Genomic DNA, 21,027 nt, shown 5'->3' on the forward strand with positions numbered 1-21,027 from the left:
CTGTGTCGATTCACATTAATTTTGAGGCAGGCGGCTGCAATAGCCGCTGCGCCTCCGCCATGGCCGGAGTCGGCTCTGAGGTGCGCCCCAAAAGGGATACAGTTGCTCGCGATCGTAGAACGTTTCAATTAACGCCCGCGTCCATCAGGTCAAGCCAGCCCCGTTAGGCTGCGCTCGACAGCAAAGGGGCATCGCTAGCAGGCGAGCCAATGGGGAGGTGAGGCGGCATAGCTCTAGCTGTTGCGATTTCAGTGTCCGCTGTCAGTGGTCGGACCAGGTCTGCAGCCAGGTAACCATGGAAGAGACCGTAGGCGACATCGTTTTTTTGCATGCCCTGATGGAGCAGATAGTGAAGCGTCGCCCGACCATGGGGTTGCTCTTTCAGCAATTGCTGAATGGCCGGGATCTGTGACGCGGAACCGAGCGTGGCTTCGTGGTACAGGCGACGAAGTGTAGGGCAGTCGAAGTCGACATCGACTTGTTTCAAGACGAGTCCAACATCGGCAAAACAGATGCGGCACCGCCGCAGAAGGCTGCGAACTTCGGGATCGTACCTCTGCTCACGCGTCGTCAATTGATAATGCAAACAGGTCCCATCAGTCAGGCAAGCAATGTAGGTTGGATACACGGTGTACTGCTGGTCGGTGAAGTGGAAAGCAAACGGGCGGTTGGTATAGGCGTTTATTCGCCTGTCAAATTCGAGGCGGATACAGAAGGAGGTATGCCTTGGGTTGCAGGACATGATCATCCCATTTTTCATGGATCGGAAAAGCGCGAGGCGTTGTGTAGAAAGAATGCTCTTCCGAGAGGGGGGTTGAGTTACCGACACACCGTTTGGAAGCATGCTGAAAGGATAAGTGAACATAGCTACCTCCTGATTCTTACGCACCAATCAATGTTGGTCGGTCGTTGTATGAAAGGGATCACCGCAATGAGCAGGACTGACCATAGAGGAGTTTGCTCCAAGGCTCATCGCAGGGTCCCTATGCGCTTTTGCATAGACTTCGCGTCTTTAGGAGAACGAGAGCATGTGGGTCCTTCGCCACACGGTCAGAGCGGAAAAAATCATGCGGCGCCGAGTAGCCGTTAGGGCTATGCACCCATCGGCGTCGGCATACGACCTGCCTACTTGCAACCGCGCCCACTTACGGAAGTGGGAAGGGAACGCGGGCATGGGCCTAATAAGGAGGCAGGGAGCGCTAAGTGAGGAGCCGATTACGAGAGAATTGAATGAGTAATGTTTCTTAGAATAGCTACGTACTCGGCGCTGCATGAGACAACGGGGGTCAACGACCCAAGGAGTCTTTCTCAAAGTTGCGAGTGTTTCTGCGAAGCGATAGGCCCAGATCACGCGTGAGCGTGCATCCCAAGCAATTTGGGATGCGTAACAATCGGTGCTCGTTTCATCCCCTATCACCAGCTCTGCTCCAATTTGGTTCCGCTCCCAAAGGAAAGCTGCCTCAAATTGCGTTGCGGACGCCTTGGCGGTGGTTTGAGACGCTTTAAAGGAGCAACGGCGCTCAGGAACACCCTGCCGGTGGCAAGCAGTTTTCCGGAGTGCAGGCGTGTACAGGATCTTGTGGCGGCGCACCATGATGGTTCTCCAGGTTGGTCAAGTTAGGGTCGGTTTCCGCTTCGGATTCGTATTGTGGCTCACCGTGCTGGAGGTTTCGTAACGCAATATTTAGGAATTTTGCGAAATCTTTTGCGTAGAAATGCCCGTATGATCGGGTTATGCTGTTTAGATATATGTGACAAGCATTTTATTTTTAATTATTTTTACCAGTTTTGTATTAATTTTTCTGGCCTTCATTACTTGGCTCTATCGATACTCGGCTCTATCAATCGCCTCAAAAAGGTGTTTAATAAAGTGAACATCTAGTAGGGGCGACGTCGTGAAGGCTACTGAGGGTGACGGCTTACCTTCCAACCTGCGAGGCACGATCAGAAGCATTTACGCGCGCGTAGTGGCTCAAGCACTGGCCAGCGCAGCGGATATCGTTGCGGCTCCAGCGCCATACGACGCCTTTGGGGAATATGGGAAGAAATTTGAAACGGTAGTTTTTGGCTTTGCCAGTGAAGGCTGTCGTGGCAAGTGGTCTCGCTTTTGCAGTGGCGTGATGATGTCGCTAAGGGTGCGTGAAGCGGCCTGCCGTGCCTTTCCCATCGTGTTGATGACACTGGCTAGCCCGTTGTGGTCTGTGCTGCTACATCTGGAGCAGGCAGCGCGGCTGCTAGATGCCTTGGGAAGAGGGAAGCGGCGGCGGAGTCGCCGACACCTTATCAAGATGGTTAATCAGCCATTACGCCGGCTGTACATTAACCAGCGACCTTTTCTTGAAGCTTCGCCAACAGTCCGTCAGCGGTTGATGCTCCTTGGCGAGTGGCCGGTACTGTCCATCCAACTCGCCGTACTGGCGAGTCGGGCGCCTCAATACCAAACAACGCGGTGCTGGCTTGCTCGGCGATTCGCACTCGTTTTCTTACTGCACTGCCTGCATCCGAATTTGAGTTCAAGTGCCACTGCGTTATTTCTGGTGATCGATCAGTTGACGCGCCGCGGTGTTATATGGCCGGTACCGGGGTGGCCGCAAGATGTGAAAGAATTTGAGGGCCGCCTGGCTCGCTTGGCCACATTAGAAGCGCAACTGCGTCTAGAGCATTGCTTGAGCGAAGCTGCAGCGTTGCGCACGCTGCGCTTGATGTTTCATGATTTGAGTATCTTCAACAACCCCAAACCAGGCCAGCATTGTTGCGTACCGTTCGTTTCAGACTTGGCTCTGTTTAGTGCAGAGGGTGTGGAAGACTTAGTGGCTCCCGCTGTCGACGAATTGCTTGCGCGATGCGCGCGGCAACGACGATGGCGAGCTGACGCCGTCTTTACTTTCAAACGGTTGGCCTACACGACGGCATTTACACGCGTGCTGGAATACTGGCTGGAGCATGATGCATTAGCCCGGCCGGTGGATTGGAGTCAGCTGCGCCCTGGGGGTAAACGACGTCGCAGCGGCCCTCGACTCGTTGATGGTCAGGGCCCACCTTGATTAGGCGCGATACGTATATCAATGCGGGTGCAGAGTGCACATTTTTTCGCGCACCTTTCCAGCCCTTATCGTTCAACACCGGTGGGCCTTTCATGGCTTCGCTAGGGATGCATTGTGACAGGATTCTGCACATTTTTTTGCAGATACGTTCACACCGCTATAGGGAGCACCCGGCAGTCAACTATTAGGCCTAGAAGATTCACCATCCCGGTGATCGGACTCGGACGGGCGCAGACCTTGCCAGCTTTTGAAAACCGATCAGGAGTGCACAGCGATCAGGATTGCTTCGCCAGTTATGAAATCACCGCTGCCCAGGAGCCGTGCTTTGCCCTTCTCCAGCATGGCCGCTTCACGCGAAAGGGTGGGGCGTTTAGACATGGATATCCGTCCTGGGATCAATGGCCACCCGCCGCCCATTTGAAGTGATCTGTATATCCACAATCGGCCTATGCGGGCAGAGTCCAGCGGCGAGCCTAAGGATCGCCAGCTGGCTATTGCAGGCGAAATGTTGGAGTGAGGTTAGGCTATCCGGGAATTTTCCGTTTAGACGGGCCCGGTCGACAGATTTTTCTTAAGCGACCTATGAAAATCTTAATTTTCGGCGTTTTTCTCCAATTTTTCTTCATTTTCCTGTCCCAGCATGCGCTGAGGCATCCACCGATGTTTGTGTGAGGCGTATGACTCCGCGTTAGGTTTGAACCCTTATGGAGGAGTTGGACTATTGGGTGACCTCGGCTCGGCTAATCCTTGCAGCCGTGCCAGTTGCTGCGCTTGCACATGCAGGAGACGCTGGTCATGGCGGTGGGTGAGAAGGTCAGACCTGGACTTTCTCGCGTAGCAAGGTGATCTCACTCGCCATTATTTGTTCCTGCTGATGCGCCTGGTTCACGAGCAGCTTTTCGGCCGCCAAGTGCTGCTGCGCGGCGCTCAACTCACGCTCGAGCTGACGGAACTGTTGCTGCTGGTAGCCCTGCATACTGTTCGCGCGTTCCAAGTCCCGGTACAACTGCGTCAGCTCTTCTTGGCGCACGGCGAGTTGTTCACGCAGCCCCCACACCTCGGCTTGTAACTGACTGAACTGCTGACCATGCCGCTGCAGTTCTTCCTGGCGTTGCACCTGATGCAGTTGGCGAAAGTGCTCCAGCGATTCACGCGCCTGCTGGTGTTTGGCCTCGAGCGATCGGACCGTCGTCGTCCGCTAGGATTTTTGAGGGGCCGCGATGAGTGCAGTTTCCTAGCCCTTGACCAAGTCACCGCGTTTCATTGCGTGCGCCAAAATTTCAACGGTCTGGCGAAGAACGAAACTTGGCGGCACATGCATTTAGCACAACCAGCGGTTTCACCTCAGGTTTCGGGGCCTCTGCTTCAAGGTAAGCGTCCGACGAACACACCTTCAAAATCCTACAATCATGGCAAGCGTTTGATTAAAGCGCTGTGGTTTGCAATCCGCGCTGAGAAAACTTAATGGCTGGTGGCTTTGGAGCATCTGAGACCTCGCAGCTATTCAGTAGGTCAACTCCCTGCGCGGAAACGCTCGTTCGGCTACTGCACTTGCGCTGAAGAGGTTGCCAGATTTGCCCGGGCCCACTCCTCAGCGGTCGTGACCTGAATCGATTGCTGCGCGTTGAACGTGCCTGCTTTAGGCCAGGCCACACCTCTGCCCTGAGCGAACACAGCGCGGTACTTCTTGATGTGATGCGTTGGGTCTTTCTCCAATTCTTGGAGCAAGTACGGAACAGTCCACACGTTACGTTTGAACGGGCGGCCCAGTACACGTTCGAGGAGGCTCGCAACCTCTCCGTACGTCACAGTGTCTCCCGAGAGGTACACAATCTGATTGCGGAAGCGAGGTTCGAAGAAAACGATTTCCGCTGTCAACGCACCAATGTCGTCTGGAGTCGTAAGCGTCACGCTGGTCTCAAGACTGCCAAGCGCGTTCACGGTATCGTTTTCGAAGTCAACCACCTCGAATACTGGCTCGAACAGAAAGCTGGTGAACATACCCGTCGAGATGATTACCCATTCAGTTTTATCCTGGGCACGAAGCAATTCGCGTACATCAAGCTGAGCATCGAACAGATCCTGAGGACTGCCCCGACCGATTACCTCGAAGTCGACACCAAACTGCCACGGGAAGTAGCGCTTCACACCGGACTTCAGAGCAGCGGTAGCCAGCTTCATTGGTGTTTCCCGGCCTGCAACCATGCCTGCACAGCCTATTACGGTATCGAAACGTGCGAATACTTCAGCCAGCTGATCGATTGAGTCATTCACAAGGTCTGCGGCCACCATCTGGATGCCGAGGCCCCGAAGCTCATCGATTTCGACCTTTTTCTCGGGCACTTGAGTGTTGATGGTCGAATCCCTGAGCAGGACGCTGATTGTGGAACCGGGCGCGCGCTTTGCTACTCGCGCAAGATTGCGCAAAACCGGTAGCCCAAGCTCACCGGCGCCTAGAACGAGAATAGATTGGGGGGGAAACTGGGTCACTTCGGTCATGATTTCTCCTGAGACCTATTGTCTGTAAGATGAACAAATGCTTGCACGATTTGGCAACACTCGTAAGAAGGCACACCTGTGATACCAAAGAGAGAAATGACCGATCAGGAGGTTCTCAGCCAGGCAGAGACAATCTGCCGAACGCTTAGAGAAGACGATGATGGCGTCAGGCGGGAAGTGCTTGCTCACGCAGGCAACCGCTGGTCGTTGGGTATCCTGCATGCCCTGGGGGTGTACGGCACGATGCGTCATGCCGAAATAAAGAGGCAGATGACTGGGGTGACTCAGCGGATGTTGACCAAGACACTACGCTCCATGGAGAGGGATGGCCTAGTGGATCGGCGGGAGTTCGGTGAAATCCCCCCACGTGTCGAGTATGAGCTGACGCCGCTTGGTATGGGACTGTTGATCCGCATGTCCCCTATCTGGACTTGGGTTGTCGAGAACGTTGAGGATTTCCGCAAGGCGCGGCGTATTTTCGACAGCCAGGGTGACAAAAAACCCGCATGGCAAATACCTACATCGACACCATTAGGCTCAGAAGCGTCTGACTAAATGTAGCTCTCAGCGTATTAGGAGCCCTGTGCCCATTGATGCGGTAGTAATTGGCCAATCGCACTGGCCCTCTGTGTCGGCAACCGCGTCAGTACATCCTTGAGATACGCGAACGGATCATGCCCGTTCATGCGTGCCGATTGAATCAAACTCATAATTGCCGCCGCTCGTTTACCGCTACGCAATGATCCGGCGAAGAGCCAATTCGAACGGCCAAGGGCCCATGGCCGGATTGTATTTTCGACCCGGTTGTTGTCGATGGGCACAGCACCATCATCGAGGTAGCGCGTCAGTGCTGCCCAGCGTTTCAGGCTGTAATCCAGAGCCTTGGCCGTGGCCGTGCCCTCGGGCACAAGTGCGCGCTGAGCCAGCATCCACTCATGCAACTTCTCCGCGATGGGCATCGCCATTTCTTGGCGTAATCGCCAGCGATCCTCATCGCTCATCTCTTTGGCCTTCCGTTCGACCTCGTATAGGCCTCCGATTGAGTGCAGCGCCTGTTCGGCCAGTTGGCTTTTGTTCGCCACATGCAGGTCAAAGAACTTGCGGCGAGCATGGGCCATGCAGCCAATTTCGGTGATGCCCCGTTCGAAGCCGGCCTTGTAGCCCGCGAAGTCATCGCAGACCAGCTTGCCATTCCACGAGCCCAAGAAGTTACGCGCGTGTTCGCCAGCACGGCTCCGGCTGAAGTCGTAGACCACCGCCTTCAGTGCAGAGAATGGTGTCGTGCAGTAGGCCCAGACATACGCTCGGTGCGTTTTCTTTTCACCCGGTGCCAGCATCTGGACGGGTGTTTCATCGGCATGGACGACTTGCTGGGCCAGCACTGCCTCGTGCAGTGCATCCACGAGCGGTTGCAGTTGTACGCCGGTTTGGCCCACCCATTGCGCCAAGGTGGATCTAGGGATGGCCAGGCCGGCACGGCCAAAGATCTTTTCCTGCCGGTACAGCGGAAGATGGTCAGCGAACTTGGCCACGATTACGTGGGCCAACAAGCCGGCGGTGGGGATGCCCTTGTCAATCACCTGTGCCGGTACCGGCGCCTGGGTCAGGGTTTCGCACTGGCGACAAACCCACTTCCCACGCACATGTTGCTCAACGGTGAACACGCCCGGTGTGTAATCCAGCTTCTCGCTGACGTCTTCACCGATGCGCTGAAGTTGGCAGCCGCAAGCGCACCGAGTGCTTTCCGGCTCATGACGGATTACGGTACGTGGGAACTGCGCAGGCAACGGAGCACGCTTGGGCTGCTGACGGGGTTTGTCCGGTGCCAGGGCGGGACGAAGTGCTTTCAACTCGGCGTCGATGGCTTCGAGGTCGGTGTTGAGCAAGTCATCCAGCAAGCTGCCTTGCGCCGGGCTTATTTGCTCGCTGCGCTTGGCAAACTTGTGGCGTTTGAGGATCGCGATTTCGTGAGAAAGCTGCTCGATGATCCTCTCGTCACGATGGATCTTTCGGCCCATGGTGTCGACCTTCAACAGCAACTGCGCAGCGAGGGCGCGCAGTTCTTCAGGCGTCATCTGGTCGAGATTGGGCGAGGAAGTCATGCCGTGGATTTTACCAAAGCAGCCCACCTGCCACAGCTGAAAGGCGAGGCTAAATCAGTGTAATTGCGCCGTTAGAACCAATCCGCTGCCATGGTAAACCAAGCACCAGCGCTTGTAGTTGTTCGGCATCGAGTTCGACTTCCAGACCGCGATGAGTACCAGGCCAATGGAATTTCCCTTGGTTCAATCTCCTTGCTGCAAGCCAGATGCCCACACCATCGTGCACCAGCACTTTCATCCGGTTGGCGCGTCGGTTGGCAAACAGATAGGCGCAGTGCGGCTTCGCCGCACCAAATACCGCGACCACGCGGGCCAGCGCCGTGTCGGTGCCAGCGCGCATATCCATGGGCTCGGTGGCGAGCCAGATGGCGTCGATGCGGATCATTGCGAGAGGCTGCGGATAAAACGTGCGCAGCCGTCAGGGTCGGAGCTGGGCCATTTGACCGTGATAGATTTGTCGCCCAGCGGCAGTACGATGACAGCTGCTTCGTCAGCGCGCTGTTTAGGCATCGTTTGCAGCGGTACAAACGCGGGAAGTGGCACGACGGCCTGGTTGCGGTATATCGGCAGCCACTTGCGAATTACGTTGGCATTGATGCCATGGCAGATGGCGACGCTGGAAACTGAGGCACCGGGTTGCAGGCATTCCTGCACGATCTGCGCCTTGAAAGATTTGGGGTAAGAGCTTCGTTGGCGCATGGGATCCTGGCGATAAGGGTGATCGCGTCCGCTTAAAAATAGGCGGACACCATCACCCCTAATTCCGGATTTCTGAAGGTGTGTTCGCTGGCCGCTTACGCTTCAAGGGGCGTTTGAGGTGAAGTTAATACGCGGTCATCCATGCTCGTTTTGTCCGTCGTGACTAGAAATGCTGGACGCTTTGACTGCTGCGTGAGCAGCCCTGAGGAGTTGTCGAAAATGTACAAGGTGCTCCACCACTGCCCGAGTTAGCGCGGCAGCAGGTCCACTGGCGACACACAAGGTGAGAGAGTTACCGCCTTCTAGGCCCATGAACCCAAGCAGCACCGAAGCGGTCCGCACGTCTTAGAGTGCAATGCATGACCTTGACTTGATCACCATTTAGGCTCCAATTTCCTAAATTCTCGCATCTATGGCATATAACCGCTATTAGAGGTGAAATCTCGGTCGGCTGATCACGGTACGGTAGACGCTACAGAACGTGCGGGCGCTACCTGGCGCGGCAGACCAAGAATCAGGATCGGGTTGATGAGTGGGAAATTTGGAGACGGAATAAGACGCTTTTGGTGGGCACTGGTATAGGGTGCCTGAAACATACCCATTGACTTCTGCAGACTACTGAATGCCAACTGTCCACATTCCATGGAATGTGGACAGTAGATTTATCGAGATTTCACGATAGTCAAGGTATCCGTCCGGCCAACACTTCCTGACGCCTCCGCCGAAGGTGTGTTGGCCGGACGGATACCGAGAGCCAACCGCTAGCCCAGCAGGCCGTGGTTACCTGGAGACGTTACCTTGAAGCCTTGGCTGCTGGCATCCCAGATTAGGAAGTTGTGTCGTCACAGCGTTAGCTGTTCAATGGCGTAATAGGAATTTAGAGATTAGCGATCAAAATTTGCCCCAGAGCTCCGGTGATGCAACGCTCGTTTACCACTTTTGTTATGCAACTGTGCTCAAAGCGGCGGATATGCGATACGACGTCCGTGGCTATCTATTATCGGAGCTAGTCAGCCTTTGTTTAGGCAATCGCGCTACCGTGCCTCTGGCCTATCGCGCCCGTTACGAACGCAGCGTGCAAAGCGAGGCTATTGCGTTCGTGGAATCGTGCACCGCTCAGTTGCTATTTGGCTCGGGACGATTCTCTCCTCATGAATACAGTTACGGGGTAAAAGGACCGGCAGCCCCTATGAGACATCACCATCGCCAATCAGATTTCCCCGATGCAGTTCGGGTTTACCACTCGGGCGTTATGCAGCATGACCGTATTTAGAATCCTCATACTCGGCTCGCCATTTCCTGACAGGTGTTGGAGCCTAAAGCACCGCTGTTTCAGGAGACGCCGCGAACAAATTTTGATGGCAGCTGAGCAAGTGTTGGGCAACTCTGAGCTGGCTGAAGCATGGCTCACCAAGCAGGCGATTGGACTTGGCCGGCGTCTGCCGTGCATGCTCTTGGAAACTGATCAGGGGTACATGGAGGTTGTGGATTTCCTGGTACGGCTCGATTACGGTGTCTGTTGATCGCCACGTATACTCTAGGTAGCAGTTGCTGCCTGCCCCGATGCTGCCCCATTCGGGTAGGAGACGACGAAGCGCTTGGGCAGGGTCGCTGAGCGTAATACTATCCACCGAAATGTCATGACACGCGGGGTGCCCATGAAGCAGCTCAAACAAGAACCCAAGCCTCTGATGACCGCCCGTTTTCAAGCAGAAGCACGCCAAACACTGGCCAAGCGCAGCAACCAAAGTCGCTTTCTCGACATTGCTGCCTCCAAAGACCGGAGTTGGGAGCCTGTAGGGCGTCTGGCAGGTTAAGTCTATCTGCGGACTTTCCCGGGTCCAGTGCTGAGCCTGTGGTGTCAGCTTTTGACCTCGCTCACGGGGGTAACGTATCGCGATTTGGTACGTCTACGACTTTGGCCAAACCTAGGTAAATGGTGAGGCAACCCATCAACCCTGTAGCGCCCCGTACCTCTCACTTCGGGCAGCATCCAGTACCCGCGCCGGGTCGTCCACCATCACATCTTTTGGCATCTGCCCCCCTAGGTAGCTATTGGATGAGCCGAACCAGAGCGCCACAGCCCAGTCTGGCTTGCTGGAACCGAGCGCCGTGATGATGACTGCCATTGACGAAAATGGGCGGAAGTTGGAAGCGGGGTCAAAGGCATAGAGGGGAAAGTATTCCTTGTCCTCCTGAGCCAGCGAGAAGATGTTGCCCGCGCGTTTCCACTCCTTGAGTTCAGCTCTGGATTGCTCCGTGCTTAGCTGTGCCACCACTGCAAACGCATCGACACTCAAGAAATCACCGCTTCTCAGGAGGCGTGCTTTGCCCTTCTCCAGCATGGCCGTTTCACGGGAAAGGGTAGGGCGCAGGGACATGGATCTCCGTCCGGTGATCAGTGGCCGCCTACCACCCAATTTTATGATGTGGCTAGTAAGCTCACATCCGGCCGGTGCGGGCGGACCAGGGTCGTGAGTAGGGACTGCCAGGTCGCTGTGGCAGGCTAGCTTAGTGCTGGAGTGGTATGAGGCTATCCGGGAATTTTCTGTTCAGAAAGACTCGGGCGTCAGCTTTTTCTTAAGCGGCCCATGAAAATCTTCAGTTTTGGCGTTTTGCTGCATTTTTTCTTAACTTTCCTGCCCGCATGCGCTGAGGCACACCGCGACGCTCGCGTGTGGAGGGACGACTCCGCGCCAGGCTCAATTCGTCATTGAATTGGGCTGTCGGATGATCCCGGCTCGACCAAGCCTTGCAGGCGTGCCAATTGTTGCGCCTGCGCCCGTAGGAGGCGCTGGTCATGTCGGTGGGCCAAGAGGTAAGACCTGGACTTCTCGCGTAGCAAGGTGATCTCGCCCGCCATTATTTCTTCCTGCTGATGCGCTTGTTTCATGTGCAGCTTCTCGGCCGCCAATTGCTGCTGCGCGGCGTTCAACTCACGCTCAAACTGACGGAGCTGTTGCTGCTGGTAACCCTGCGTGCTGGTCGAACGTTCCAGGTCTCGGTAGAGCTGTGTCAGCTCTTCCTGGCGAACGGCCAGTTGTTCACGCAATCCCCGCACCTCAGCTTGCAACTGACTTAACTGCTGATCATGCCGTTGCAGTTCTTCCTGGCGTTGTAACTGATGCTGTTGACGAAAGTGCTCCAGGGATTCACGCGCCTGTTGGTGTTTGGTCTCGAGCGAGTGGATCGTCGCCGCACGCTCCTCGAGCAGCTGGAGCTGCTGTCGGCACGCCTCCTCAAGACGCCGTCGCTCACCTTCGGCCAGCTGCAGTTGGCCCGTGAGCTGCACTTCACGCAGACGCAACTGCCGATGGGCCTCCATCTCTGCGGTGTGTGCCACCTGCAACTGCTCGAACCGCGCGGCCTCCACCGCTCGCTGCTGCTGGTAGGCCGCTTGTTGCCGCTCCAGGCGGGCCCGGTCGACGGCGACCGTGGCCTGCGCTTCGTTGGCCAAACGCTCAGCTAGACTCAGCAGCAGCGCCTGTAATTCTTCCGACAGATTCACCTGTGGTGGATGGGGTTCAGCCACGGCTAGCTCACGGAGGAAACGAAGGATGGTGGTCTTTGAACCCGTGTGACCGAGCTCTGCTCGCACGGCCTCAATGCTGGGTGACAGACCCCGGGCGAGGAGGGCATCCCGTGCACGCTGCACGAGGGCTTTGTTGATACCAGCGCGGGCCATGGGTCTGCTCCCACTTTTTCGTACTGTTCAATCAGTATGGAAGTACACGTGTACAAGCGCCTGATCCGGTACCAATAATCGGACAGACTGACGTTTGAGAAGCCAAGTTTCTCGCACGTGATAGCGCGTTTAGCGGTGATTTGCCGCTTGCGGGGGTACAGACGGAGGCGGTGGTGGACACTTCGCCCGATCGTTATCTCCAGGCCGCGCGTCGCGCCAGTACCGAGCGGCGCTACGCCCAGGCCATTGCGCACTTCGAGACGGAGTGGGGTGGGTTGCTGCCCGCCTCCAGTGAAAGTGTGGTGCGCTACCTCACGCATTACGGCGACCAACTGACGAGCCGAACCCTGCGGGTGCACCTGGCCGCCTTGGCGCGCTGGCACCAGCAATTGGGCTTTGCCGATCCCACCAAATCCTATCGGGTGCGCGATACGCTGAAGGGGATTCAGGCGCTGCATCCGCAGCCGGTGAAGCAGGCCGAGGCCCTAGCGCTCCACGAGTTGGAGCTCTGCATCAATCAATTGGCTGAAGAGCTTGCGGATCCGCTGCCAGTGGTGAGGCTGCGTGCAGCCCGTGATCAGGCACTGATCCTGCTAGGGTTCTGGCGGGCATTTCGCAGCGACGAGTTGAGCCGGTTGCGTATCGAGAACATCCAGTGGCGCAAAGCTCAGGGGTTGGAGCTGTTCCTACCAAATAGCAAAACTGACCGCAGCAACCGCGGCCGGTTGGTCAAAGTTCCGGCACTTAAGCGCTTGTGCCCAGTCGCGGCTTATGAGGTGTGGTTGAATGAGAGTGAGCTTACCGAGGGCGCGCTGTTTCGCTCCATTGATCGCTGGGGGCATATCGGTGAGCAGGCCCTCAACGCCAACAGCGTATCCCGACTACTGCGTCAAGTTTTTCTACGTAGCGGCGTCGACCCGGAAGGCTATTCGGGACACTCCCTGCGCCGAGGCTTCGCCACGTGGGCTAGTGCGAATCAATGGAGTCATAAAGCTTTGATGGATTACGTCGGCTGGCGTGATGTGCAGTCAGCTATACGCTACATAGACAGTGATGGACCGTTTGGTAATTGGGCTTTGTAATATTATTAACGAAATAATCAGCTGTATTATGGGGCTTAGAATTGCGAGAGGTGAGTTATTTGAAGAGGGTTACTGTACACAGGTGTGGATCGCTGCTCCCGCAGGCTTTCCTGCAAGTTGATGGTTTTCTCGCGAAAAAACTTTCGGTCAACAATAGGGACTGTTTGCCAAGCGGTCGGGTTATCTTGACTTTTTGGTGTTTGTTCGGTCATTGCTGATCGTGTGCATGCAGCATATGTTAAGGCGGTTAATGCTCCGCGAAAGCTGTACTCCGCGGAGCGAATCAATTATTTTTTATCTAGTCGTTGGTTCGAGCACAACCTATTGTATTCAGCACCGCTCTACCGAAGAAACACATGTTGTTTAGGTGTAAATATTGGCTGATCCACGGTCGTTTTTTACAGGTGTCCGAGCTACCCATCCTTAATGTATTTGTACAGCTAGTATAAAATGGACAAATCAGAGCGTCGGGGTGTTTTATTTCTTTTGGGTCCAATTTTAGGAAGCTAAACGTATAGAGGAATGACGCTTGTGCCATCCGACGGCCTGCAGATAGCTCTGGATCGAGTTGGTCGGCTAAGGATATGTCGTACATTAAATCCTTTTGCGGCTTATCACTTTCACCAGCTCTTTCTTGGACCAAGAAGCCAGTTCCGTACTTCTCCAGAGAATGGAATAATGCTGCTGCGCCTTCAGATGCAAATGTGTCAACTAAAGATATTTCGAAAAAAGGATCGCTTAGTCGGTGGTCGAGATTCTCACGCATTTTTTTTGTGGCGTACTTCACGGCCCTTGCAACCGGTTCATCGGCAGGGAATAAGCTGTCAATAAAGTCAATATTTCTGGCAATTGCATCTGCATTGAGCTTAAGATGTTCTAAAGCTGCTTTGATAATTAATTGATCGGGGTCAATGCCTTGTTCACTGGCTATTTGCGCACGTTCAAGCAGTTTCGGCAACCATTCCGGTGGGTCGAGGTGTTGAAGTGAAAGGATACCGCATTTCAACACTGTCTCAGCAGCCAAGTCGGGCGCGATAAAAGATGCTAGTTTACTGACTAAGTGATAGGGATAAACATTTGCAGAGGCAAGCTCTTTGTTTTTAATAAGGTATCGTTCTTCGAGTAAAAAGGCTACGGACTCGACAATCTCATGGCAACCGATAAGGGTTTCGATGTGTTCCTTGCCGTCAATGACTGTGTCGCACACTATTTCAGTGCACTTGTAATTTATATCATCGTCAATTGACCAGCTCCGTAGTGAGTATGATAAGAGTTTTACGCTGCTGCTTGGTGTGTTGTGCGGTATTCTGTTGGCCTTAGGAGAGCGAGCGTTGAGCCTGTAATTAAGCTGTCTGTGGATGTTGTTAAAGTGCTGAGGGTCGGGTGCTGTAGGACTGTCATAAACATAAGTGCGGACATTCGACCAAAGCAATACGGTGTGAGAATACGCGACTATGCCGTGATATGTGGATATATTGTGCAGGAAGTGTAGCCATTCATGAATGAAGAAGCCTGATTCTTGGGGGGTTTCAAAGCCCCGTAGGTTTTCAGGATCGGCAAATGGTTGGAAGGCAGATTTAAATTTAATTACTTGGTAGTCTGGGAGGTAGGTGGCTGCCGCTTCACTAATCATGGTTGAAATCCAGTGGTTGTCGGTTTTTTGTCATCACGCCCGATGCGTTATGGCGCTTGGGGAGACTATTTAAATCACGCAGAAGGAAAAAGCCCCATTGGTATGTGGGATATGCCAGCGGAGCTACATTTCTTTAATATTTGCTCCGCTTCTTCATGGATTTTGTTTAAATCTACCTTATTGCCCATGTTGTAGAATTTCTTTTCTGATACCACGTATAGCTTTATTGGGAGGAGTTTTGGTTCGTAAATGTCCCAGTCGGAAATGGTTAAATTGTATGCAATTGGGGGCGGGTCGAAAGGATCGTTAGAAAGTCTGAGATTAAGTCGATCTAGATGCTCGTCGAAGTGCTCTACTGAATTGCGTACTGTTCTATTCTGGATTTCTGTTATGTCAATGGATTCTAAAAAAGCATTGATTGTTTCTGCTCTATTTGTGCGCAGTGCGAATAAAGGTGCGGTTTCACTTTTGCTTTTTTTCTTGGGAAGGGAGATTAGTCTTGAAATTCCTGCTGCATCATTCAGCAGTGAGGTTATTATGCTATGTGTTTCTGGGTCATTTTGTATGAAAGCGCCCGGGAAAAGTGGCTGGGTGTTATCGAAGACTAACTTGCATTTTTTGTCAATTTGGTAAGCTAGGTAATGTAGTTCGTGGTAGTAATATTTATTTAGTTTTGTGGTTTCGAATTTCATTGTGCGTCCGTTCGGGGCTTTTCAATGATTATTATTTATCATAGGCTTGTATATTGGTGTGCAATTTTTGAATAGTCTGCTCAAATCTGGCGACCCGTATTAATGGGTCGCCAGGCTTAACTGGTTATGCGGAGGATCTGAGGTCATTGAAATCCTCTTCCAAATGGACTGAAAATTCACGCGGGATCTTCAGTGACTCTACTAGGTAGCGTGACATGTTCATGCTGAATTGCCTGATTCTTTTGTTGGACTGAATGGCCTGAGAGATGTACTCGTCTTTATGTGCTTCCTTTGTGGATATTTTCATTAGAGCAAGCTCCCTGAGTGGAAGTATGCACTTTTGTATGTCCGTGGGGGAATTCAAGAGTTTTCGAGTTAACTCCATGAAGCCTGACCAGTCTTTGAGCTCGGGATCTTGTGGGGCTGCGCCTTCACGCTGCGCGGTAAAGAGTTCAGTAAGCCTGCTGCGCAGCGTGTAACTGTCTCTGCCTCCCCAAATATAGAACTTTAGAATGCTCTCGAATTGCTTTTCTTCTGCATCAAACTCAACTATGTTGCGGAGGTCGTGTATCACTTGCGCCATTAGGAAGGCGAATATTGAAAGCGAGTATAAGAAAAGGCTTTTGTGTTTGTCCTTTGCCGGATCAAGCTCACCTTTTATTTTTGAAAGTGCGGATAAAAATTTGCGTAAAGCTTTAACTGCATCTTTTTCGATTGGTGCTTCACTGTGAAGAAAAGCTGAAAATTTAGCAAGAGCTGGTTCATTAAGGGTGATATCATAAAGTTTAGTCCAGTTTTCAATGGAGGTTGAGTAGCAATAGTCGATGCTGAAGTCAAGCGAGCAAGAATTTGCATAATTTTGAAACTGAGTTTCGTCAAATAAATGCACTTTGATTTGTTTTGCGGACAGGCGATGTGCTTCAGATGCTTTTTTTCTCAAGATGATAAATGCTTCATCGCAACCACTAAATGTCATCAAGCCCCCGGCCCAAAACGCTCGATTGATTGGGCTGGTTTTACCTAAAGTTTTGCAATCAAATAGTACTCGTCGTGGCCGACCAGTAGAATCAATCTTGACCCCTAAGACGTCCATGTCGGTAATAATCGTGCTGGTCGTTGAAAGCTCTCTGAAATTTTGAATGTCGACTTCAGGGAAAGGAATCATGTCGTTGACCAAGCAGAAGCGAATCGCCATTTCTTTTTGATGTATATCTTTATCTAGATTGGCCATGTCATTCGTACGCAAGGATTAGTTGTTCGAATTGTTCCGCAGACTCACCATGAAGTGTAACTTGACTTCGCCCTTTTAGCTCGGCAGCAGAAATGATTGACTGGATATATTTCTCATCCTTAGATAAAGCAATTCTGGCTTCTTGCTTTACATCTAAGTTTGCCAATTCTCCAGTTCGTAGGAGATTGATGGCTAAATCCAGGGCGGCTTTGTTTTCTGGTTCGGGATTTAAGTGAAATTGATACCTGTCGCCAGCGATATGCTTCAGGTGCCCGACACGGAGGAAAACTAAGTTTCTATATTGGCTGGCCGCCTCAGAGTTCGAACCAATATAACCTTGGTCACGAAGTACTTCAAGGATCCTGATTGGCATTTTGATTCTGAACTGCTCTGCTAGGAGTTGACCTTTTCGGACGCAAGCGACTAAGGCCATTGCACGTTCATAGATTTCTCTGTTCGAAGAGTCAAGCCGGCTTTTGCCTGGCTTAGGGGTGAAGACAAAAGTCTCCTTGGAGTTCTTGAACTCAATGGAGGGAGGCTTCAGTATTCCCTCTGAGCATAAATGGATCAATAGTTGCATCTGCTGATTGGTGAGCTTTTTGCCGCCAAGTTCGGCACGCTTTTGGATTAATGAAAGTGGCCAGCCCTGATTGCTTTTTATGACGTCAAGGACTATGGATATGTCATCTGCACCAACCTTCGCCGTAAGGTCGGCTAGCTCACCTAAATTGTCCGAGAAGTAAAATGGGCTCGCGATTATGTTGCGTCCTCGCGCTCGGAATTCTTTAAAATAATTTCCTGTTTCGCCGATGTTGACGCAGCGCTCCATTAATTTGTGATCAATGCCAATGTTAGATACTAAGCGGTCACGATTTTCAGGTTTCTGTTGAAGCTCCGACAGGATTAGTAGCGTCCCTTGTTCATGCTCATTGAGCTCGGAGAAACTGAAATAATCGCCCACTCGCTCATAGATATCTTTGAAGTGGGGTATGTCAGGTATTATCGATAATATTTTACCGTCTTTTTTCACTATGCCTACATATTCTATTTCTCCCAGTATCTCGATTACTTCTCTTAAGGCATATGACGGTATTGAAAAGAAATGATCGCTAACTTTTCTGAGGACTTCGAATTCGATTTCCTGAAGGCCTCTCAGGTGTATTGCCAAGGTCGCGGCCATGCCCATTGTTCGGAGGCGGTCAAAATCAGGCACATCTATACGACCCAGCCCTGCTTGCACGTCGTATGAGAGTTCAATAAGTTTTCGGCCTTTTAACATAGTTTGCTCTTTTGTCTTTGTCTGGATGGTTGTTTGGCTTTATTGTTGATTGTGTGCTTTGTAAACGGATTTCGAACATGATCGTATGGTGCAAAGTTAATTTTTATATTTGATGCTCAGTAGGGAGTGCCCCGGCTTCTGTTCAGTACTGATGTGTCCATGGATTTTCCGGTGCGCGGCATGCCCGAGTTATCTAGGTAAACTATTTTATCTTCAGTGCGCGCCGCGGATAGGCCAATTTGGGCCAGTGGAAAAAACTTCGGTTGTTGGGACTTTTGGGGGTATTGCTGAGCGTCTGCAATATGCCTCGCGCAGCTATTTGATTCTGGTTGTCGTATGCGGGTAAATGGCCCGCGAAGACTCTTGATGGCTGGAGTGTCGATTGAAGTCTTCTAGGAGGAGCATGATGTTGCGTACCCAGTGCACGTTTTCCCCACAGATCCCCCTCGAATCTGATCTCTTGGGTACAAAACCGCGGAAGCGCGGCCTGGACCCATGGTGGGGCCTCCGAACACAGCAGAGTTTCTCCATCAATATCCATACCTTAGCTCTCTATCCCTGATAGCGATGAATGCAGGATGCTATCATACCGCCATCACTAGGCAGATCGTCCATCTGTCTGATGCCAGTTTCCCGTAAAATCACGCCGAGGCAGCTCAGTGCTGCTCAGTGATCATTATGCTCGGTGCCCTGAAGTGCTTTGCTATGTGGCCGTCGGCAAATCGACCGCCAGGGCTGTCCCAGCCAGTTCATAGGTCTGATCTGACTACTCTTAGGCATTCCTGCTATGCACGGAGCCACAGTAGCCTGGTTGGGGTTGCATCCAGGCTGTGCGAACCATCGTAAGGGTGACCCGTGGTGGCCAAAAAGGGTACTATCGCCGGTCATCTTATTAGCGGACGACCTGCCTGGCCTGGCCATTGTCTTGGGGCAATCGGGCACCGCAGTTGCCACATTTTAAAGCGAGAAATACCAGTGGGTGATGTAAGCACTCCAAATCCTGCGTTGGCGTCGCCCGCGCCAGCTAAGCAACGTTTGACCATCCCTGCGTTAACCCTTGCGGAAGCTGACGAAATTCCGGTTGAGACACTGATCCGTTTTGCTTTGCGAGACGGTCGGCGCCCACGTCCGATCTATACTGCCCATAAGTGGTTTGCTCGTCGCCTTCCGTCAGTATTCCGAAGCTTGCTAATCGGGGTGACCACCGTGCCCGGGGCTGATTTCGAGTCGCTTTATTACGGTGATGCCGACTTAAACGGGCTCACCGTCCTGGATCCGTTCGTAGGCGGCGGTACTTCGGTATTTGAAGCCTTTCGCTTAGGCGCTAACGTCCACGGCTGCGACGTTGATCCAGTGGCTTGTGCGGTCAGCCAGCTCGAACTCGATGCCGCCACAATGCCGGATTTGCAACCGGCTTTGGAGCAGCTCAAAGAGCGGGTTGGACAAAAGGTGCTCCAATTCCACCGCTCAGGTGACGATCTCGTACTGCATCATTTCTGGGTGCAGCATGTCAGTTGTCAGCAGTGTTCGGCTGACTTCGATGCTCACCCCAGCTACATCCTCGCCGACGACGGAAAGGTGCGTCATGCTGTGTGCGCATACTGTAATGAGGTCGCAACACTTGCCTCCGGCACGCGAGCGTTTGATTGTGCCGCCTGCGGTCAGCACACGGTCTGTGACGAAGGTCCAGGGAAGGGGGGGCGAGCTGCATGCCCTAGCTGCGGACATGCGGAGCCGTTGATAGACCGCGGCCGCCGCAGCGGTGTCCCCGCATGGCGGCTTTTTGCCGTCGAGACGATTCCCCGCACCGATGACCGTCGGGTAGTGCCAATAGCCAATCGCGTATTCAGACGCGCCACTGACGATGACCGCCAGCAGTTCGCGGAGGCTTCAGTGTTGTTGCATCGCGGACTGGCCGAGGGCAGTCTCACGTTACCGACAGACCCGATAGAGGCTGACGGGTGGTCGGACGAACGCCTGACCGCGTACGGGTATCGTTATTGGTCAGAGCTGTTCAATGATCGGCAACTTTTGCACTTGGCGTGGCTAATGAAGGAAATAGCCACATTGCCGGAGCCGGTTCGATCATTCATATCCATGGCATTCAGCGACCATCTTACGACCAATTGCATGATGGCTTCCTATGCTTATGGGTGGCGTCGTCTGACGCCGCTATTTTCGCTCCGCGCGTTTCGCCATATTCAGCGGCCGGTGGAGTTGAACCCATGGATCGAGCGGACGGGGCGAGGGAGCTTCCCAAACACGGTACGCAAGCTAGGGCAGGCCGCTGCCTATGCGCGGTCTCCCAAGGAGCCAAGGGCGGCTGCAGAATTCGTTCCTGTCGCGCGTCGAATATCTAAGCGCCCAGGACGCATCCACCTCGGCAGCGCACGTACGCTGAGCTTTCTAAAGAGTGGCTCTGTCGACGTGGTCATGACAGACCCGCCTTACTTCGACAATATTGCGTATTCCGAGCTTGCTCAGTTCTTCACGCCATGGTTGAAAGCTCTAGGGGTGATCGGCAGCTTGCCCCGTGATCATGTCATGAGCGAGAGTTTGGTCGCACGCAAGCACCAGCCGCAGAGTGTTCAGCACTTTATCTCTGGGCTGGGAGAGGCGTTTGTGGAGGTTGAACGAGTACTGCGGCCTAAAGGAGTGGTAGCATTTAGCTATCGGCATACTGAAGCCCCTGCATGGTTGGCGTTAGCGGAGGCCATTGCCGCTACCGGCTTACATGTTACTCGTGTTCTGCCGATGCCTGGTGAAGTAGGTATGGGCTTGCATGGACAAGGAGAGCGTGGCCTGTGGGATGCCATCTTTATCCTGCGACGTGGCCGGCGTCTTGTGGGTCAGGCGCGAGAACTCTTCGTCTCCCCGGCCGATATCCTGGCCGCAGATGAGGCGGTCGCTGAATGGCGCGAGCGATATGGTTGCCTGTCGATAGCCTTCAATGCGATCGACGCGATTGCTCTGAGGAGGGCCTTCCTTGTGGGGCAAGCCTTGGCCAAGAATAAAATAATCGGGCTTGATCACGTACCGCTCAAGGAGGCGCTGCGTTAAACAGCCAAATTGAAGTGGAAG

19 protein-coding genes are annotated in these 21,027 nt (G+C 53.2%); 7 read left to right on the forward strand and 12 right to left on the reverse strand.

What is annotated here, in order from left to right; all coding sequences use genetic code 11:
- Window positions 1-163 precede the first annotated feature (163 nt).
- A complete protein-coding gene (locus tag OCX61_RS10160; protein ID WP_261943668.1) occupies window positions 164-865 on the reverse strand; it encodes a hypothetical protein in 702 nt (233 codons plus the stop codon).
- 1,030 nt (window positions 866-1,895) lie between these two features.
- Here OCX61_RS10160 and OCX61_RS10165 point away from each other — a divergent pair.
- On the forward strand, window positions 1,896-3,044 hold the full coding sequence (locus tag OCX61_RS10165) for a hypothetical protein (protein WP_261943669.1): 1,149 nt from the start codon (window positions 1,896-1,898) through the stop codon (window positions 3,042-3,044).
- Between the two features lie 814 nt (window positions 3,045-3,858).
- On the opposite strand, the gene OCX61_RS10170 is transcribed toward OCX61_RS10165, so the two are convergent.
- On the reverse strand, window positions 3,859-4,161 hold the full coding sequence (locus tag OCX61_RS10170) for a hypothetical protein (RefSeq protein ID WP_261943670.1): 303 nt from the start codon (window positions 4,159-4,161) through the stop codon (window positions 3,859-3,861).
- Between OCX61_RS10170 and OCX61_RS10175 the strand changes: the two genes are divergently transcribed.
- Window positions 4,132-4,509, forward strand: a complete 378-nt coding sequence (locus OCX61_RS10175) for a hypothetical protein (RefSeq protein ID WP_261943671.1) — start codon at window positions 4,132-4,134, stop codon at window positions 4,507-4,509. The genes OCX61_RS10170 and OCX61_RS10175 overlap by 30 nt on opposite strands.
- A 77-nt stretch (window positions 4,510-4,586) precedes the next feature.
- Here the strand turns inward: OCX61_RS10175 and OCX61_RS10180 are convergent, their stop codons facing one another.
- Entirely contained in the window at window positions 4,587-5,543 is a 957-nt protein-coding gene (locus OCX61_RS10180) for an aromatic alcohol reductase (protein ID WP_261943672.1), read from the reverse strand.
- A 96-nt stretch (window positions 5,544-5,639) separates the two neighbouring features.
- Here OCX61_RS10180 and OCX61_RS10185 point away from each other — a divergent pair, with 96 nt between their 5' ends.
- Window positions 5,640-6,098, forward strand: coding sequence for a winged helix-turn-helix transcriptional regulator (locus OCX61_RS10185; RefSeq protein ID WP_261943673.1), 459 nt, complete (start codon window positions 5,640-5,642; stop codon window positions 6,096-6,098).
- Between the two features lie 17 nt (window positions 6,099-6,115).
- On the opposite strand, the gene tnpC is transcribed toward OCX61_RS10185, so the two are convergent.
- Genes tnpC through tnpA form a run of 3 tightly spaced genes read right to left on the reverse strand, consistent with a single transcriptional unit; the run spans window position 6,116 to window position 8,344 of the window.
- Window positions 6,116-7,645, reverse strand: a complete 1,530-nt coding sequence (gene tnpC, locus OCX61_RS10190) for an IS66 family transposase (RefSeq protein WP_261943674.1) — start codon at window positions 7,643-7,645, stop codon at window positions 6,116-6,118.
- A gap of 49 nt (window positions 7,646-7,694) precedes the next feature.
- Window positions 7,695-8,030 carry an IS66 family insertion sequence element accessory protein TnpB gene (gene tnpB, locus OCX61_RS10195; protein ID WP_261943675.1) on the reverse strand — a complete coding sequence of 112 codons (336 nt, stop codon included), beginning with the start codon at window positions 8,028-8,030 and terminating at the stop codon, window positions 7,695-7,697.
- The gene (gene tnpA, locus OCX61_RS10200; protein ID WP_261943676.1) at window positions 8,027-8,344 is read right to left on the reverse strand and encodes an IS66-like element accessory protein TnpA; all 318 of its coding nucleotides are present in this window, start codon (window positions 8,342-8,344) and stop codon (window positions 8,027-8,029) included. Before tnpA ends, tnpB begins: the two co-directional genes overlap by 4 nt.
- 1,358 nt (window positions 8,345-9,702) lie before the next feature.
- Here tnpA and OCX61_RS27325 point away from each other — a divergent pair.
- Window positions 9,703-9,867, forward strand: coding sequence for an antitoxin Xre/MbcA/ParS toxin-binding domain-containing protein (locus OCX61_RS27325; RefSeq protein ID WP_410011100.1), 165 nt, complete (start codon window positions 9,703-9,705; stop codon window positions 9,865-9,867).
- 135 nt (window positions 9,868-10,002) lie between these two features.
- Window positions 10,003-10,161 (forward strand): hypothetical protein, encoded by a 159-nt coding sequence (locus tag OCX61_RS10210; protein ID WP_261943678.1) that lies wholly within the window; start codon window positions 10,003-10,005, stop codon window positions 10,159-10,161.
- A gap of 135 nt (window positions 10,162-10,296) precedes the next feature.
- Here the strand turns inward: OCX61_RS10210 and OCX61_RS10215 are convergent, their stop codons facing one another.
- Both OCX61_RS10215 and OCX61_RS10220 read right to left on the reverse strand, forming a co-directional pair.
- Window positions 10,297-10,725 carry a hypothetical protein gene (locus OCX61_RS10215; RefSeq protein WP_261943679.1) on the reverse strand — a complete coding sequence of 143 codons (429 nt, stop codon included), beginning with the start codon at window positions 10,723-10,725 and terminating at the stop codon, window positions 10,297-10,299.
- 329 nt (window positions 10,726-11,054) lie between these two features.
- Entirely contained in the window at window positions 11,055-12,029 is a 975-nt protein-coding gene (locus OCX61_RS10220; protein ID WP_261943680.1) for a DNA-binding protein, read from the reverse strand.
- 173 nt (window positions 12,030-12,202) lie between these two features.
- On the opposite strand from OCX61_RS10220, the gene OCX61_RS10225 reads away from it, so the two are divergent.
- Window positions 12,203-13,111 (forward strand): site-specific integrase, encoded by a 909-nt coding sequence (locus OCX61_RS10225; protein WP_261943681.1) that lies wholly within the window; start codon window positions 12,203-12,205, stop codon window positions 13,109-13,111.
- 298 nt (window positions 13,112-13,409) lie between these two features.
- On the opposite strand, the gene OCX61_RS10230 is transcribed toward OCX61_RS10225, so the two are convergent.
- The 4 genes from OCX61_RS10230 to OCX61_RS10245 form a co-directional block, all read right to left on the reverse strand.
- On the reverse strand, window positions 13,410-14,744 hold the full coding sequence (locus OCX61_RS10230; RefSeq protein ID WP_261943682.1) for a hypothetical protein: 1,335 nt from the start codon (window positions 14,742-14,744) through the stop codon (window positions 13,410-13,412).
- A 74-nt stretch (window positions 14,745-14,818) separates the two neighbouring features.
- Entirely contained in the window at window positions 14,819-15,436 is a 618-nt protein-coding gene (locus tag OCX61_RS10235) for a hypothetical protein (RefSeq protein WP_261943683.1), read from the reverse strand.
- Between the two features lie 124 nt (window positions 15,437-15,560).
- Window positions 15,561-16,667: a hypothetical protein gene (locus tag OCX61_RS10240; RefSeq protein ID WP_261943684.1), complete on the reverse strand. Its 1,107-nt coding sequence runs from the start codon at window positions 16,665-16,667 to the stop codon at window positions 15,561-15,563.
- 1 nt (window position 16,668) lies between these two features.
- Window positions 16,669-17,946, reverse strand: a complete 1,278-nt coding sequence (locus tag OCX61_RS10245; RefSeq protein WP_261943685.1) for a hypothetical protein — start codon at window positions 17,944-17,946, stop codon at window positions 16,669-16,671.
- A gap of 1,197 nt (window positions 17,947-19,143) precedes the next feature.
- Between OCX61_RS10245 and OCX61_RS10250 the strand changes: the two genes are divergently transcribed.
- On the forward strand, window positions 19,144-21,006 hold the full coding sequence (locus OCX61_RS10250; RefSeq protein WP_261943686.1) for a hypothetical protein: 1,863 nt from the start codon (window positions 19,144-19,146) through the stop codon (window positions 21,004-21,006).
- Window positions 21,007-21,027 lie beyond the last annotated feature (21 nt).

It is taken from the genome of Pseudomonas sp. LRP2-20 (assembly GCF_024349685.1).
GTDB lineage: Bacteria > Pseudomonadota > Gammaproteobacteria > Pseudomonadales > Pseudomonadaceae > Aquipseudomonas.